This is a genomic window from Gammaproteobacteria bacterium (genome assembly GCA_033344735.1).
GTDB lineage: Bacteria > Pseudomonadota > Gammaproteobacteria > UBA4575 > UBA4575 > UBA1858.
Genome location: JAWPMW010000001.1, coordinates 1424297 through 1438417, shown reverse-complemented (window position 1 = coordinate 1438417; position 14121 = coordinate 1424297). Strand labels below are relative to the sequence as shown.

Sequence of the window (14121 nt, the reverse complement as noted above, 5' to 3'; positions counted from 1 at the left end):
GTATTTAACGGTTATTCGCTTAGTTTGAAATCATAGAACATTGTATGCGGCATCACACAGGATTCATTAGTTTATAAGAGTGTCTATCCAGTACAAGAATACTTTTTGCACATTAAATCTGAAGTAGTTTGACTAGCTTTTTAGACTCATCTCTTCGTTCTTCAGCTAGTTTTTGATAAGCCGTTAATTCTGCGCTGGCAAATAACTGGGCAATGGCGTCAAATTCAGACACTGCTCTTAACGCCATCTCTACATGATCTGATTCGGTTGCTAGTGCGTGCATGGCTGATGCGCGATTCGCGGTGACCATTGCCCACATCATCGGTACATCATCTTTTGCTAATGCTTTTAAGGTGGCATCATATATAGGAATGGATTCTTCAAGAGACTGGATGTCTTCCTCATGCTTACCTAAAGCTTGAAGAGTAGCAGCAACATTATTCTGTGTGATCGCCCAGCCATAGGCAGATTTATCTGGGGTGCGTTCCGCCATGGCGTTTCGCATGACAACAACGGCTTGTTCTAGTGTTCGTGAACCTTTGCGATGTGTTCCCAGTAGACAGAGCACATTACCGACACTGCATAATGCAGTTGCCCAGTCGTCTGGATGCTCCTCTCTTTTTAAGCCAGTGGAGGCTTGTTTAAAGATATCAGCAGCTTGTTTTAAAAAACTGGTGTCATCTTCAAGTTGTCCAAGTGTTTGCATGACCACGCCTAGACTATATTGCGTGCTGGCCCATTCATATGGCATCTTTTCAAGCGTGCGAACTTCTAGTGCTAACTCATAAGACATGGCTGCTTGTTCAAGAAAATGTGAGCTACCGCTGCGTTGTCCTATGAAGCCCATCACGTCACCAATGTTGTGATGAATCGCAGACCATTTTGCAGGGTCAGCTTCTTTATCTACCATCATTTGCAGACCCTGGAATAGCTCGATGGCCTGCTGGAATACATGTGCGCCACCAAGTCTTAATTCTCTAACATCGGCGGTGTCTACTAATGTTTTTTGTGAATTAGCCCATTCAATCAGTGTTTCTTTATTAGGAGCTATTTCAAAGAAAGTTTCACCATAACGATCAATCGCTTGAGTCAATGCTTTACATACAGGGGAATCACTATCGAGTAGTTTGATAATATGCGAGGCTTTGTTTTGAAAACGCCATACGATTGGAACGTTTAGTCCTGGGGTTAAAAGCGTTTCGGCATATAAGTTGTGAGGCAAATTAACACTCCGTGTTAAGTAGGTAGATTAATTAATAGGTTTTACGTGTTGATCTTTCCCTACAATTTCACTGATATCGGGTTCAGCATTCACTGGACCACCTACTTCAATTTCTTCTGGCGTTGCATCCCGCACAGTTAGTATCTCAAGTTTGAATACTACTTCGCGGCCACAGAGTGGATTGTTGCCATCAATCGTGACAGATTTCTCGTCGACTCTGGTCACAAGGAAACTCTTCGTATCGCCCTGATCATTTTCCATCAGAATATTCATGCCGACCTCGCGGTATTCTTCTGGCACGTTATCAATATGGTCAGTAAACACGAGTGACTCATCACGTGCACCATATAATTTATTGCAGTCAATGGGAGCGTCAATGACGTCGCCAGTAACTTTTCCTTCCAGCGCAGCAGTGACCTGAGGTGCAAAGGCTTCAGTCACTCCATGAATATAGCCTATTGGATATTCGACGGATGTCAGAACTTCATTAGATTTTGAATCGATGATTTTATATGTCAATTCAACAAGCTTTCCATTAGTGACTATGTCTTTCATCATTACATTCCTGAGCGTAATAACTGCATTTTGAACTAAAAAATAGCAGCAGCAAAAATTTTAATTTCTTCGCGTTCGTATCCGAGGACAAAACGTCCTAGCCATTCACCTTCTTTTTTGGTACTTCTCACGCGATATAAAATAGTGACGTGCTCTCCGCGACGAATAATGCCAAGAAAATCGTAATCAGTTTGTAGGTTTCTTGTTAGCTCACTTTTTGCAAATTGCTTGCCTACTTCGACTTCATTTAGACCTATCAGTAAGTCGTATGAAAAGTTTCGAATGAATTTTCCATACTCACCTTCATTTGAGTACTTGATGAGGTCGTCCCACATCGGGTTTGCTAAGGCTAAAATTTCTTCGTCTGTTTTATCAATTATGTTCATGGGTAAATCTATAGTGTGTGAGGATATAATTTTAAACGATTTTTAACCAAAAAAGGCCAACAGCAAAACTGTTGGCCTTTTTTGGTTAAAGCTGTGAAGTACAAGAGGTATCCAATGTCGAATACCTCTTGTCGTCAAGATTACTTACGCAACCTTTTCCTCTTCATCACTTACTAAGTGATAGCAAGGTGCTTTTTCCATGGTGTACTCACCAGTTTTTGGATCACGACGTGAAACAGTTAATACATGCCAGTTTTGGTCATCTAGTTTCATCGCGTCGCCACGGTAGTAGTATCCAGGCCAACGAGTTTCCTTACGGAATAAAGTGTGTTGTAACACAGCTTCAGAAGAAAGTTGACGATGCTTCAATTCCCATGCGCGAAGTAGCTCATGGATATCTTCAGCAGCAATCTTCTCTAAGTCTTCCTCAAGCATCTTCATCTTCTTCAGACCGATGTTAAGTAGCTTGTCGTTGGTCATGTAGCTAACTGTTACACCACCAGCATATTCGTCCATTAGCTTCTGCAAGCGATCAAGACCTTGACGTGGGTTGATGTAATTAGGGTTAACACTACCTGCAGTGATTTCATTGCGATAGATTTTGTAATGCTCCATCGGTTTGAAAATTTGCTTGCCGCGCTTGTCAATCTGCTCTTGAGATACTTTGATGCCTTCTGCTTTACCATCGTCAATGTATTTGCAAGCAGCTTTAGCAGCCAATCGTCCTTCAGTAAATGAACCCGAAGAGAATGCGTGTGGTGTACCACCCGCAGCATCACCAGCTCCGAATAGACCTTCAACGGTAGTCATGCGATTGTAACCCCAGAAATACTCTTCTGGAGCAATATCTTCTGGACCAGAAACCCATGCGCCACAACCGGTTGCATGTGAACCCATAACATAAGGCTCTGAAGTAGTTAATTCAGGGTTCTCATACTTAGGATCAACGTCAGTTGCAGCCCAAAGTACTGCTTGACCGACAGTCATACCTAAGAAGTTATGCCAACCAATTTCTTCCAAATGAGGATCTTGGAATGCTTCCATAGTGACCATGTGAATCGGTCCGCGACCTGCGTTTACTTCGTTTATGAATGCATGGTTACGTAGACATGTTGGAATTGGCTTATGAGATAAATGTTGTCCTTCAGTATCAAGGTATTCTTTACCAACCATTTTTGATAATTCAGGGAACCACTTTGATTCATACTCTTCGCCAACACCATTTTGTGTATATGTCTTAAGATGCAGGAAGTACGCGCCTACCGGTCCATATCCATCTTTGAATCGTGCTAACACAATACGGTTTTCCATCTGTGTCATTTTAGCGCCAGCTTCAATTAGCAAGCCATAAGCAGAGCCTGATGACCATGGTGCATACCAAACACGACCAGCACCTTCACCCACTGAACGTGGCTTAAAGATATTTGACGCGCCACCAGCAGCACAGACAACAGTTTTTGATTTGAATACGTGGTAGTCACCAGTACGAACGTTAAAACCAACAGCACCTGCAACTCGATTTTCTTTGGCGTCATCCATTAATAGATGGGTTACACAGATACGGTTAAATACTTTATCTGCAGATTTCTTTGCGGCTTCTGCGACGATAGGCTTGTATGACTCTCCGTGAATCATAATCTGCCATCGGCCTTCACGCTGATACGCACCAGTTTTAGGGTCACGCATCAGTGGTAAACCCCATTCTTCGAATTGGTGAACCGCTGAATCTACGTGTCTTGCCATGTCGAATAGTAAATCTTCACGTACCATTCCCATCAAATCCATGCGCGCATAACGCACATGATCTTCCGGATTGTTTTCACCGAAACGGGTTCCCATGTATGTGTTGATTGCATAGAGGCCCTGTGCAACTGCACCAGAACGATCGATATTCGCTTTTTCAGCAATGACAATTTTTTTGTCTTTACCCCAATATCTGGACTCAAAAGCAGCACCAGTACCAGCCATGCCTGCACCCGTGATCAGAACATCAATGTCGTCTTCAACTATAGTTTTGTAACCCATTAGTAGTACACCCCTTCTTTCATCTTCAAGCCGTTTGACTCAAGTGTGTGTAAACCACCTTCATCTAGGCGAATGTATTTCGGCTCATTGAAAAGTAATTGGCTATCAGTCATATCCTTGCTAGGAGCAGATTCTTCCGAAAGTTTTGGAATGGCTGTACCCCAAGGTTTAGTAGTAATAGGAGCAAGAAGATTCATGTCTTTCTTGCCGTTACGGAATTTAATCCTCCAGGCAATAACACCTTTCTCTTCATCTCGAATTACTCGAACTGAGTGACCTAGTGGTGCAAAGTCTGCATATCCACGAACGTCGATAGCATTATGTGGGCATGCTTTAACACAGGAGTAGCACTCCCAGCACATGTTGGGTTCGATGTTGTAAGCACGTCGAGTCGTTGTGTCGATGTGCATGATGTCTGATGGGCAGATATCAACGCAATGTCCACAACCATCGCAACGAGTCATATATACAAATGTAGGCATAATAATTCTCTCTTAATATTAGAAATGGGTTGGGGCTTCTCGCTTGATACCTTGCCCCATGTTAGGTGGATTTGTGCCCATATATTCTGGGATATCCGGAAATTTTGCTTGAAGAGCAGGGTCTGAAAGATCTCCTAGCTCTGGCAAATTCTCATATGAACCATCAGCTTTAATACAACGCTTTTGGAAAGCCGCCGCAGGTTTGAAGAACATATGTGCAAACTTAGACCAGAACACTGTTGAGAACAGGAGGGTGCTAGACAGGATAAATAGTCCAAACAAGATCATGTTTTGAGTGCCAGACCAAAGTAATGCAAATGTTCCCATAGTGATCAGGGAGACGATGAAAATATCTCCACGACCATTAAAGTTATACCATTTGACACCTTCAGAAGAGACGTCTACGCGGATGAAGAACCAGAACCAGTAACCACCAAGACATAACATGATTGCACCAACGTGCCATAAAGTTGTTACAGCTGCTGGAGCTGCTGAAGCTTCTGCACCTGTATGGCGGAAAATAAGCAATGCCGTACAAACAACAAAAACGATAAAGCCATACATAGTCAAAAGGTGGGAATAACGTCGAGCTGGTCTGACTTTGAATTCAGCAGAGGTTAGAACCTCATTAGCGACTGTCGCGACAGCCAAAGATACCTTCTCACCACCGCCTAGAGTGCGTTTTGCGCTCTTTTTAGCTTTTTCAGCATTTTCAAAGAAGTACTCTGCACTTTTTTTGTGCATCATATCGAGAATTGTGCCAACAACAACGAGGATGAACATCAGAATTACATAATATTGCATCACTTCAGGCGATATAAATGCTGAGAGCTCGGCAAAGGGGTTGGTATTAAACATTATCTTGGGCCTCCTGATAATAATGTTATTTTTTTTTGTGACCCGCGAGTTTGATGCCGAATCTTCGACAATTCAACATAAATTAAGTTATAGCGCTTTTAAGAATACTTATGAGCAAAAGAGCCTAGATAGATTGTGGGACATAATAATGGCGCACTAGTGGAGATATGTAGCTGAAACAGAGCGTTATACAATATTATTAAATGCTAATATAGTTTGATGTACCCCTAAATGTATACGTCGCAATGTACAATACATTTATGAAGAGGCGGTGAATTAATCATTCTATCTTCATAGTGACAACTGGTCTTCCTTCTAATGTCCATTGATGCATAGAGCCATCATAGAGTTTTGCCTTGCTATTATTCAGTAGCTCATGAAAAACAAACCAACCACCCGAAGCTAAGTGCCCACTGTTACAGTAAGTAATTAAATCTTGTTTCGAATTGACACCAAGCGCTTTGGATAAGTTTTCTAATTCTTCTTTTGAGGAGAATTTCACAGGTGTGTTGCGACTGGATAAAAGACTTACAGGAAATAATTTTGCACTAGGAATATGGCCTTTTTGTTTAACTTTGCCACTCTTATAGGTTCCTAGGTATTGTCCGATCTCGCGCACATCAACAAGTTGAGAGTTATTCTCTTGTATAGCAGTGTGTACTTGATTGCTGGTTGCTAATAACTGCTTGCGTTCGCTTAGAGCTTTCCAGTTTCCGATTGTTGAATTAGTAGGATTTGTTGTGATTTCTCTCCCATCTAATAGCCATTGTGCAGTCCCGCCATTTAAAATCGAAACTAGGTCATGACCAAAATATTTAACTTGCCAATACATGCGAGATGCCATGGTGAGATCGAATAAGCTTTCTGCGTTAGTCAAAATTACGATGTGACTGTCTTGGTTTGCACCAGCGTGTTGCACAATGCTTTCAAAATTGGTTTTTGAAGTAGTCATATACTTGATTGTGTTCTCACCAATCTTTTGTTCCCCTCGTACATTTTTATAAAGTACAAGATTTGCGCCATGGATATGACCGCCAACACGAGCTAGGCTTTGTTTGTTGGTTTTTTTATTTGTTTTGTAAATGGGCTTGCTGGTGAAACTTTTGTTGTCAGCTCTAACATCAAGAATAACGACATTGTCTAGATTTTCTGAAAGCCAGGATGTTTCGACAAGAGGAGGTACCTGTTGATTATTTGCTGAAGATATAGGTGATAAAAGCAAAAGTAATGAGAATATTGACAAGCGTAAAGTAATCATTGATATTTTTAGTTAGTATAATTAGGAGATGAGATGATTATACCAGTAATTAAATATGCGAAATTTCAGTGATGGAATAAGTTTTTTGCACTATTGTTTATCAAGATACATTATTTTTGTCATTTGTAAATTTTATCGCGGCGATATATTTTTTTTAATTTACATGTATTTGACAAGCATTGATAATTTACTGTTAATATAATTTATTCACTCTTAATAAAGTTGATTCTCTATTAAATAAAAATAATAAAGAGGTTGTTGATGAGCAATTTGAATGAACAATTAGAACAGCTATTGCATCGTGCTGATATCAGTATGTCTGGTTCGCGTCCTTGGGATCTTAAAGTTTATAATGATAATTTTTTCACGCGTATTTTTTCAGAAGGCTCTCTTGCCTTGGGCGAAGGCTATATGGATGGCTGGTGGGATGCTGAAAGTGTCGATGAATTTATCTGTAAGATTTTATCGAGTGATATTAGTAAAAGCATAAAGCCCTACAAGATTTTAGCACTTTCACTGCAAGCGAAGTTAATCAATTTGCAAAATCTCTCACGCTCAGTACAAGTTGCGGAAAGCCACTATAACTTGGGTAATCGGCTTTTCGAAATCATGCTTGATAAACGATTAACATACACATGTGGCTATTGGAAGAATGCAACAGATCTAGATACAGCTCAAGAAGCTAAGTTAGATTTAGTATGCCGCAAGTTAAATCTTGAAAAGGGACAGCACATATTAGATATAGGTTGTGGTTGGGGAAGCTTTGCAAAATTTGCTGCAGAAAATTATGGAGTCGAAGTTACTGGTATTACTATCTCAGAAGAACAGGCAAATTATGCAAAGCAAGATTGTAAAGATTTTCCCATAAATATTGTTGTTCAAGATTATCGGCTTTTAGAAGGGAAGTTTGATCATATTGTCTCGCTGGGAATGTTTGAGCATGTAGGTAGCAAGAACTATCGTAGTTTTTTTCAGCATGCGAACCGGTGTTTAAAGGATGAAGGTCTGTTGCTCCTCCATACAATTGGTGGATTAGAATCAAATCTCACACCTGATCCCTGGATTCATAAATATATTTTTCCCAATGGCCAAATTCCTTCGTTAGCAGAAGTGGCAACGTCATCTGAAAAATTTTTTCTTGTTGAAGACATGCATAACTTTGGTGCCTATTATGATAAAACATTAATGGCTTGGTACAATAACTTCAATGCCGGCTGGGACGAGTTAAAGGGAGAATATAGCGAACGTTTTTACCGTATGTGGAAATTTTATTTGCAGGCGTGCGCAGGTGCTTTTCGTGCTCGAGATCTCCAATTGTGGCAATTTGTAATGTCAAAGAGTGGCGTACAGGGAGTATACGATAGAGTTAGTTAGTAAGCGTTAGCCATGAATCAATCGCGTCTGGTGAAAGTCTTATAGTATTTATTATTCACTAGTCTTGAAAACAGCTTGGATCGCCACCATGTTAACGAGTATCGATAAAGATTATTAGGATGCTAGTTAATGGACGATGGTTATTTGCTGCTAGAGCAGGATGATACAAAAAGCGCATATTATTTGGCGATGACTAAAAGTGGCGCGCTATATTATGGTTCGGTAAATACTAATATGGATTTAAACAGTGAATGGAAATTAATTGTCATGGATGAGACGACTATTGATTCTGTTCACTGAATCAATAATTATTTTTAATAATACATTCCACATAATTTAAATTTAATGTCATTATGTTTGATGAGCAAACAGAGCAAGATATGGTTGCGCATATGAATGAAGACCATGTTGATGCCATGCGCGATTACTGTCGGTTGAATGGCATAAAGACGTTTAAGACTGATCCTAAAATGCTGAGTATTGACAGAGCTGGGGTTGTGATATTGGTCAATGACGAGAATCTTAGAATTGATTTTTCTCAAGAATGTGAGACGCCTCAGCAAGTTCGAGCAGCGTTAGTGGAATTGGCTAAAGAAGCGCGTCAATAGTGAACTATATAAAATTGATTTAGTCCTATATTTATATCCGTTAAGTATGGATTGAATTAATTCTGCTATCTACATTAGTGTAAGATTATTCGCATGAAAAATATTATTTTATATATTGTTAGCATGGCATTCATGGCTAATACCCTCATCGTTTCAGCTGATGTGAAGCTGTGCATGCAGGAACAGACTAATAATGTTATTCATTTGGAAATGCTAACTGAGTCAGAAATGCCCTGTCACGAAGAACAGCAGAATGAAGATAAAAAACATTGTAAAGATGCATGTTTTTGTTTGATTTATTCGGCAAACCAAACACCCCATATTAAATTGGGTGATTTGAATGCAGTTAATACTCATGAAGAGCGATTTGTTGCTATTGATGAGTATGCTGTTTCTAATTATTTATCACTTTTATATCGCCCTCCTATCTATTATTCCTGATTGATGAGCTAACGTAGCTCATTTTTTTGTATCGCTTTTAACAAGCGATAAAGAAAATTTTTCAGGAGAAAATCATGAAAATATTGTTAGCACTTTTGGTGCTGAGCGTTATCGCGCAGGATGTGTGGAGTCGACCTGTTTCATATCCTGGCGGCATAACTATGGATATGAATAACAATGGTGATGAGCATTCATTGTTATTGCATTACTCACCCAGCGCAAGATATTCACTAGGGGTCAGGTCGGAATACCGGCGAAGCAATGAATATGCAATGGTTGCTATTCAACTTAATAATCTTATTAAACGATGGAATAAAAAAGATTCGCAAATGAATCTTTACGTCAAATCTGGTGTTGGCTTCGCCGATAGAAACTCTGGTCATTTACATGATGATTCTAGTATAGCTGTATTTACAGGAGTGTCTGGTGATTGGGAAACACGACAGTTATTTTTAGGTTATGACAACCGCTTTCTTGACGCTGGAAGTGTAGATGATTTTTTCATGCAAAAAATTCGCTTAGGTGTCGCACCTTACATTGCAGATTATGGTGAACTTCACAGTTGGCTCATGCTTGAAGTAGAGCATAAGCCGGAAAGTGAACACAATATTACAGTGACACCAATACTGCGTTTTTTTAAAGACGTTCATAGAGTTGAACTGGGTATTAGTCACCATCGAGACGCCTTGTTTAATTGGATTGTTCGTTTCTAAACTTTGAGGATTATCATGAATAAATTAATTATGAGTTTAGTGTTGTTTGTAGCTTTGATTTTGAATAGTGCTTTTGCAGACCATCCGCAGGGGACGATTAAAGTAGATATTTATGGTCTCGTATGTGACTTTTGTGCTCAGGCATTAGAGAAAGTGTTCGCAAAGGAAGATGCGGTGGATAATATTGATGTCAACCTTGATGATAAAATTGTTACTATCCATTTGAAGGCTAGAAAACAACTTAGCGATAAAGTCATTCGTAAAAATATTGTTGATGCTGGATACAACATAGAGGAAATTCGCCGTGGCGGATAACTTTTATCAGCAAACACTTTTACCTGTAATTACTTTGTTTAGCAGTATTGGTACTTTAGTTTGTTGTGCGCTTCCCGCATTATTTGTGACTTTAGGTATGGGGGCGGCGCTAGCAGGATTAGTCTCTACAGCGCCGTGGTTGGTTGCAATATCTGAATATAAAGTGTTTGTATTTGTAGTAGCCGGATTGCTTTTACTAGCATCTGCGAGTTTGCAATGGAAGGCACGAAATCAACCTTGCCCTCTTGACCTTAAACAAGCTGAAGCATGTAGCAAGCTTAGAAAAATCAGTTGGATAATATTGGTAATTTCAATTTTAATTTATCTGGTTGGCTTCTTCTTTGCATTTCTTGCTGCTAAGTTATTTTAGACTCGCATTTCTATATTTGATTGCTGCTTAGACTTCTATCCCTCCATTAAGTTAGCTTCAACTATGTTTTTTGCGAAGTTCTGGTATTCGCCTTCAACCTGTTTTGCCATTGTATCTGGGAACACGTGAAATTCGCCTTGTTGTAAGCCCTTAATAATAGCATCAGATACTAACGTGGCAGGTTCTGCAATCTCACTTAAACCTGCGGCATCTCCCATATCAGTGGCAATAGGTCCTGGATGAACGCTCATTACAGATGTGCCTTGTTCGCTGAGCAAATCTCTTAGCGACTGAGTAACAGAATATGCTGCTGCTTTTGATGCGCTGTAAGTCGTAAATGGCACAAAGTTTTTAATTGAAGCGACTGAGTTAAGTTGTATAAGTGCACCACCGCCATTTTGTTTGAGTACGGGTGCAAAAGCCTGGGCCATTCTTATAAGCCCGCCGACATTAATGTCCATCTCAAAGTTAAGACTTTCTAAAGCGTTGTTATCTAAAGGTGTTGTTGAGGTTAATACGCCTGCATTATTGACAATGATTTCAGCATCGTTGGCTGTTTTTGCAGCATTGGTGATAGTTTGAGGATCAGCTAGGTCCAGTTTGATGGCTGATACACGATTACCATATTTTTCAATTAAGTCACTGGCTGATGAGGTATCTCTTACTGCTGCGTAAATTTTTTTTGCACCATTCTCAAGAAAAGATTCTGCAATCGTTTTGCCAATGCCACGGTTTGCTCCCGTGACTACGGCGACCTTATCGTTAATGTTTATACTATTTGTCATGTGGATCTCCATTAAATTGTGATTGAAAATATTATTTGTTAGATCATTGAAAGAAATGTTATCACTTGCATTTCGGCAAATAAATAGACAATATATGCAATAATTATTTGCAAAAATGCAAGTTGATGATTGACTGGAATGATCTGCCATATTTCTTAGCTGTCGCAAAATCAGGTACGTTGATGGGCGCTTCAAAAGAGCTGAGTGTCAATCATTCAACGGTGTTTCGTAGGATTAATGCCATTGAGGAAAAGCTGGAAACGCGGCTATTTGAGCGTTTGACGGATGGTTATGAGCTAACTGAAATTGGGCATACCGTTCTGAAGCATGCACAAGAAGCTGAGAACTCGATTCATTCATTGGAGCGCGCTGTAGCCGGTAAGGACTTTGGTCTATCGGGTGAAATTCGAATCACATCCCCTTTGTCTATGGCAGATCATGTGTTAGCGCCTTGCATAGCAAAATTTCGTGTTAAACACCCCCAAATAACCGTCAACATTATTGTGAGTAGTGCATTGTACGATTTATCACGAAGAGATGCTGATATTGCTATTCGTTCTACAAATAATCCGCCCGATTTCTTGATTGGCCGTAAAGTAACAGACATCACGTGGTCAGCGTACGCAAGCAAAGCTTATATAAAGAAGTATGGTGCGCCTAGCGAAACAAAAGAATTAGAAGGTTTTCATATCATTGGTGTTGATGAGTCTTTATTGAGAATAGAGGCCTATAAATGGCTTATGAATAATTTCTCAAATGATCATTTTTGTTGTTCAGCGAGCGATGTCAAAACTATATCTACTTTATGCAACGAAGCTTTGGGTGTTGCTGTGTTGCCAACTAATTACTTCAACAAAAATCTAGTAAAGCTATTTGATATTGAGCCCCGTTTTACAGATGGTATTTGGATATTGACGCACCCGGATTTAAGGAGAGTCACTAGAATAAAAGTGTTTAGTCAATTTTTATATAAGTACATGATTGATATTAATCTGTAGCGGTAATTTTCTTTATTATGAATAATAATATCTAATTAAGAATAGTAGTTTAATTACCTCTTTGTGAGACATGCATGCCAACAAGCCTGGCTATGAGCACTACTAGGTACACTTGTCCAAAAAATCCTTCAATAATGGTAATTAATTTAGCTGCTGGTAGATTGGGAGCAATGTCACCGTAGCCAACAGTTAAAAGAGTGATAAAGCTAAAATAAATTCGGTTTAGCCCAGCATCTTCACTAGAGAATGAAATAATCTGTCCGTTTAATGACGAAATAAATGAGCCTGGTTGCAATGTATCGATAAACCCATATACAGATGCGAAAGCAAAACCTAAAAGTAAATAAGCACATAAAGATTCCGAGATCGTATCAATAGTCACTGCGTCATTTGAAAAAATATTTTTAAGAATGAGGGCAATGGCAAGTGCTAACGCTGAAAATGTGAAAGCATGCATCAGTATTAGAATATTTTGATCGTTACTATTCGCAAGATGTGCCCAAGAAAATAATAATGAAGCACAGGCTAGCGCAATGTAGCTGAAAATAACTTTGCGGTTATCGCCCAGCACAAATACCATGATGATAATTAATAAGCTAAAGGCAAGTTGAGAACTTATTTTCCCTAATAGAGGCGCAAATAATATATTCGCGACCAATGCTAATAGCAATAAGCTGAAGCGCCAATTGGAAATAAAATCAGTCACGAATGAATTTTTAAAGCGAGCGAATCAATTAGCCGAAGATTTCTTTACTGAGTAGGTTCAATGTATTGACTTTGAGGGTAGTCAGGTTCGTACTTGCGCGAAGAAGTTTCTTTTACGGTTGTTAATATGTCTGACTCGTTAGAGCTTGGTTGACGTTCTTCATTTGATTTAGCTGATTTTTTTTCTGTATTTTTAGCATTAGCTTTGGTGCTTTTGCTTTCATCGATAGTAGCTGTTGCTGCCTGCTTATCATTTTGATTGTTTTGTGCTTTTTTGTTTGAACGCCGCTTATTTTGTTTATTGTTTTGATTGGCTTGTTTTGGAGCATAAGTAAACCAATCTTCATCATTTATGCGGTAGTGGTGGTCGCACTCTTCTTTGATGATGTGTGCGGTTGTCGCGTCTACTGAAGCAATTTCTACGCGTACGCCTTCTGATTTTAAATGTCTGACCAATTCAATGTAGTCTGAATCTCCTGACATGATAACAATAGTGTCCACTTTGCTTGCTAATTGCATAGCATTAATTGACAAGGGGATGTCGGCAGATTTGTGGCATGGACGGACTGAGCCATGGAAATACTCATGTAAACGATCTTTTAATTTCTGTGATATCTGTTTGCCCTCGCGGAAATAAATTAGGCGATTGAGCCCGCGATTACCTAATAATTTGGGGATAAGTTTGTCGAAGTTGAGCATTGTATTCACGTCTTTAGTTTGGTCGTGAATACTTCTTTCAATGTTATTTCCATCAATGAGGATAGCAACAGTTTGGCTGATACTGATATCTTCAGATTTTGGTTCGTTCATAAAAATAGTCCTTTAATGGCTGAAAAATAATTTCGCCGAAAAATAGTTGTAGGGATATAAAATAAATATAAGTACAAAGGCGGCTATGCATAAATGAGCCACGCCATTTGCGGGATGATTACTTATAGATGTAAGCATCTACCGTCATTATAAGGCGTTATCCGTATAAGGTAAAATAATATTTGTAAATGCTCTGCTAAAGGTGCATAGATGGCC

18 protein-coding genes are annotated in these 14121 nt (G+C 39.4%); 8 read left to right on the top strand and 10 right to left on the bottom strand.

What is annotated here, in order from left to right:
* Positions 1-112: 112 nt before the first annotated feature.
* The 7 genes from R8G33_07395 to R8G33_07365 all read right to left on the bottom strand — a co-directional run bounded on the left by R8G33_07395 (position 113) and on the right by R8G33_07365 (position 6786).
* Positions 113-1222, bottom strand: coding sequence for a tetratricopeptide repeat protein (locus tag R8G33_07395; GenBank protein ID MDW3095478.1), 1110 nt, complete (start codon positions 1220-1222; stop codon positions 113-115).
* Between the two features lie 27 nt (positions 1223-1249).
* A complete protein-coding gene (locus R8G33_07390; protein MDW3095477.1) occupies positions 1250-1777 on the bottom strand; it encodes a peptidylprolyl isomerase in 528 nt (175 codons plus the stop codon).
* Between the two features lie 35 nt (positions 1778-1812).
* On the bottom strand, positions 1813-2163 hold the full coding sequence (locus R8G33_07385; GenBank protein ID MDW3095476.1) for a hypothetical protein: 351 nt from the start codon (positions 2161-2163) through the stop codon (positions 1813-1815).
* A 144-nt stretch (positions 2164-2307) separates the two neighbouring features.
* On the bottom strand, positions 2308-4188 hold the full coding sequence (gene aprA, locus R8G33_07380; protein ID MDW3095475.1) for an adenylyl-sulfate reductase subunit alpha: 1881 nt from the start codon (positions 4186-4188) through the stop codon (positions 2308-2310).
* The gene (gene aprB, locus R8G33_07375) at positions 4188-4670 is read right to left on the bottom strand and encodes an adenylyl-sulfate reductase subunit beta (protein MDW3095474.1); all 483 of its coding nucleotides are present in this window, start codon (positions 4668-4670) and stop codon (positions 4188-4190) included. The genes aprA and aprB overlap by 1 nt, the downstream gene beginning before the upstream one ends.
* Positions 4671-4688: 18 nt before the next feature.
* Entirely contained in the window at positions 4689-5528 is an 840-nt protein-coding gene (locus R8G33_07370; GenBank protein ID MDW3095473.1) for an adenylyl-sulfate reductase, read from the bottom strand.
* 280 nt (positions 5529-5808) lie between these two features.
* Positions 5809-6786, bottom strand: coding sequence for a rhodanese-like domain-containing protein (locus R8G33_07365; protein ID MDW3095472.1), 978 nt, complete (start codon positions 6784-6786; stop codon positions 5809-5811).
* Positions 6787-7047: 261 nt separating this feature from the next.
* Between R8G33_07365 and cfa the strand changes: the two genes are divergently transcribed.
* The 7 genes from cfa (at position 7048) to R8G33_07330 (ending at position 10607) form a co-directional block, all read left to right on the top strand.
* Positions 7048-8160 carry a cyclopropane fatty acyl phospholipid synthase gene (gene cfa, locus R8G33_07360; protein ID MDW3095471.1) on the top strand — a complete coding sequence of 371 codons (1113 nt, stop codon included), beginning with the start codon at positions 7048-7050 and terminating at the stop codon, positions 8158-8160.
* Between the two features lie 129 nt (positions 8161-8289).
* Positions 8290-8460 (top strand): hypothetical protein, encoded by a 171-nt coding sequence (locus R8G33_07355; GenBank protein ID MDW3095470.1) that lies wholly within the window; start codon positions 8290-8292, stop codon positions 8458-8460.
* 53 nt (positions 8461-8513) lie between these two features.
* Positions 8514-8768 (top strand): DUF2470 domain-containing protein, encoded by a 255-nt coding sequence (locus R8G33_07350; GenBank protein ID MDW3095469.1) that lies wholly within the window; start codon positions 8514-8516, stop codon positions 8766-8768.
* A 93-nt stretch (positions 8769-8861) separates the two neighbouring features.
* Positions 8862-9209, top strand: coding sequence for a hypothetical protein (locus R8G33_07345; GenBank protein ID MDW3095468.1), 348 nt, complete (start codon positions 8862-8864; stop codon positions 9207-9209).
* A 74-nt stretch (positions 9210-9283) separates the two neighbouring features.
* Positions 9284-9922, top strand: a complete 639-nt coding sequence (locus R8G33_07340; GenBank protein MDW3095467.1) for a hypothetical protein — start codon at positions 9284-9286, stop codon at positions 9920-9922.
* Between the two features lie 15 nt (positions 9923-9937).
* Positions 9938-10237 (top strand): heavy-metal-associated domain-containing protein, encoded by a 300-nt coding sequence (locus tag R8G33_07335; GenBank protein ID MDW3095466.1) that lies wholly within the window; start codon positions 9938-9940, stop codon positions 10235-10237.
* Entirely contained in the window at positions 10227-10607 is a 381-nt protein-coding gene (locus R8G33_07330) for a hypothetical protein (GenBank protein MDW3095465.1), read from the top strand. The genes R8G33_07335 and R8G33_07330 overlap by 11 nt, the downstream gene beginning before the upstream one ends.
* Positions 10608-10642: 35 nt before the next feature.
* Here R8G33_07330 and R8G33_07325 read toward each other — a convergent pair whose 3' ends face one another.
* Complete coding sequence (locus R8G33_07325) at positions 10643-11392, bottom strand: SDR family oxidoreductase (protein MDW3095464.1); 750 nt, start codon at positions 11390-11392, stop codon at positions 10643-10645.
* A gap of 125 nt (positions 11393-11517) precedes the next feature.
* On the opposite strand from R8G33_07325, the gene R8G33_07320 reads away from it, so the two are divergent.
* Positions 11518-12390: a LysR family transcriptional regulator gene (locus tag R8G33_07320; GenBank protein ID MDW3095463.1), complete on the top strand. Its 873-nt coding sequence runs from the start codon at positions 11518-11520 to the stop codon at positions 12388-12390.
* Positions 12391-12439: 49 nt separating this feature from the next.
* On the opposite strand, the gene R8G33_07315 is transcribed toward R8G33_07320, so the two are convergent.
* Both R8G33_07315 and R8G33_07310 read right to left on the bottom strand, forming a co-directional pair.
* Complete coding sequence (locus tag R8G33_07315) at positions 12440-13096, bottom strand: potassium channel family protein (protein MDW3095462.1); 657 nt, start codon at positions 13094-13096, stop codon at positions 12440-12442.
* 44 nt (positions 13097-13140) lie between these two features.
* Positions 13141-13905, bottom strand: a complete 765-nt coding sequence (locus R8G33_07310; GenBank protein ID MDW3095461.1) for an NYN domain-containing protein — start codon at positions 13903-13905, stop codon at positions 13141-13143.
* Positions 13906-14121: the final 216 nt, after the last annotated feature.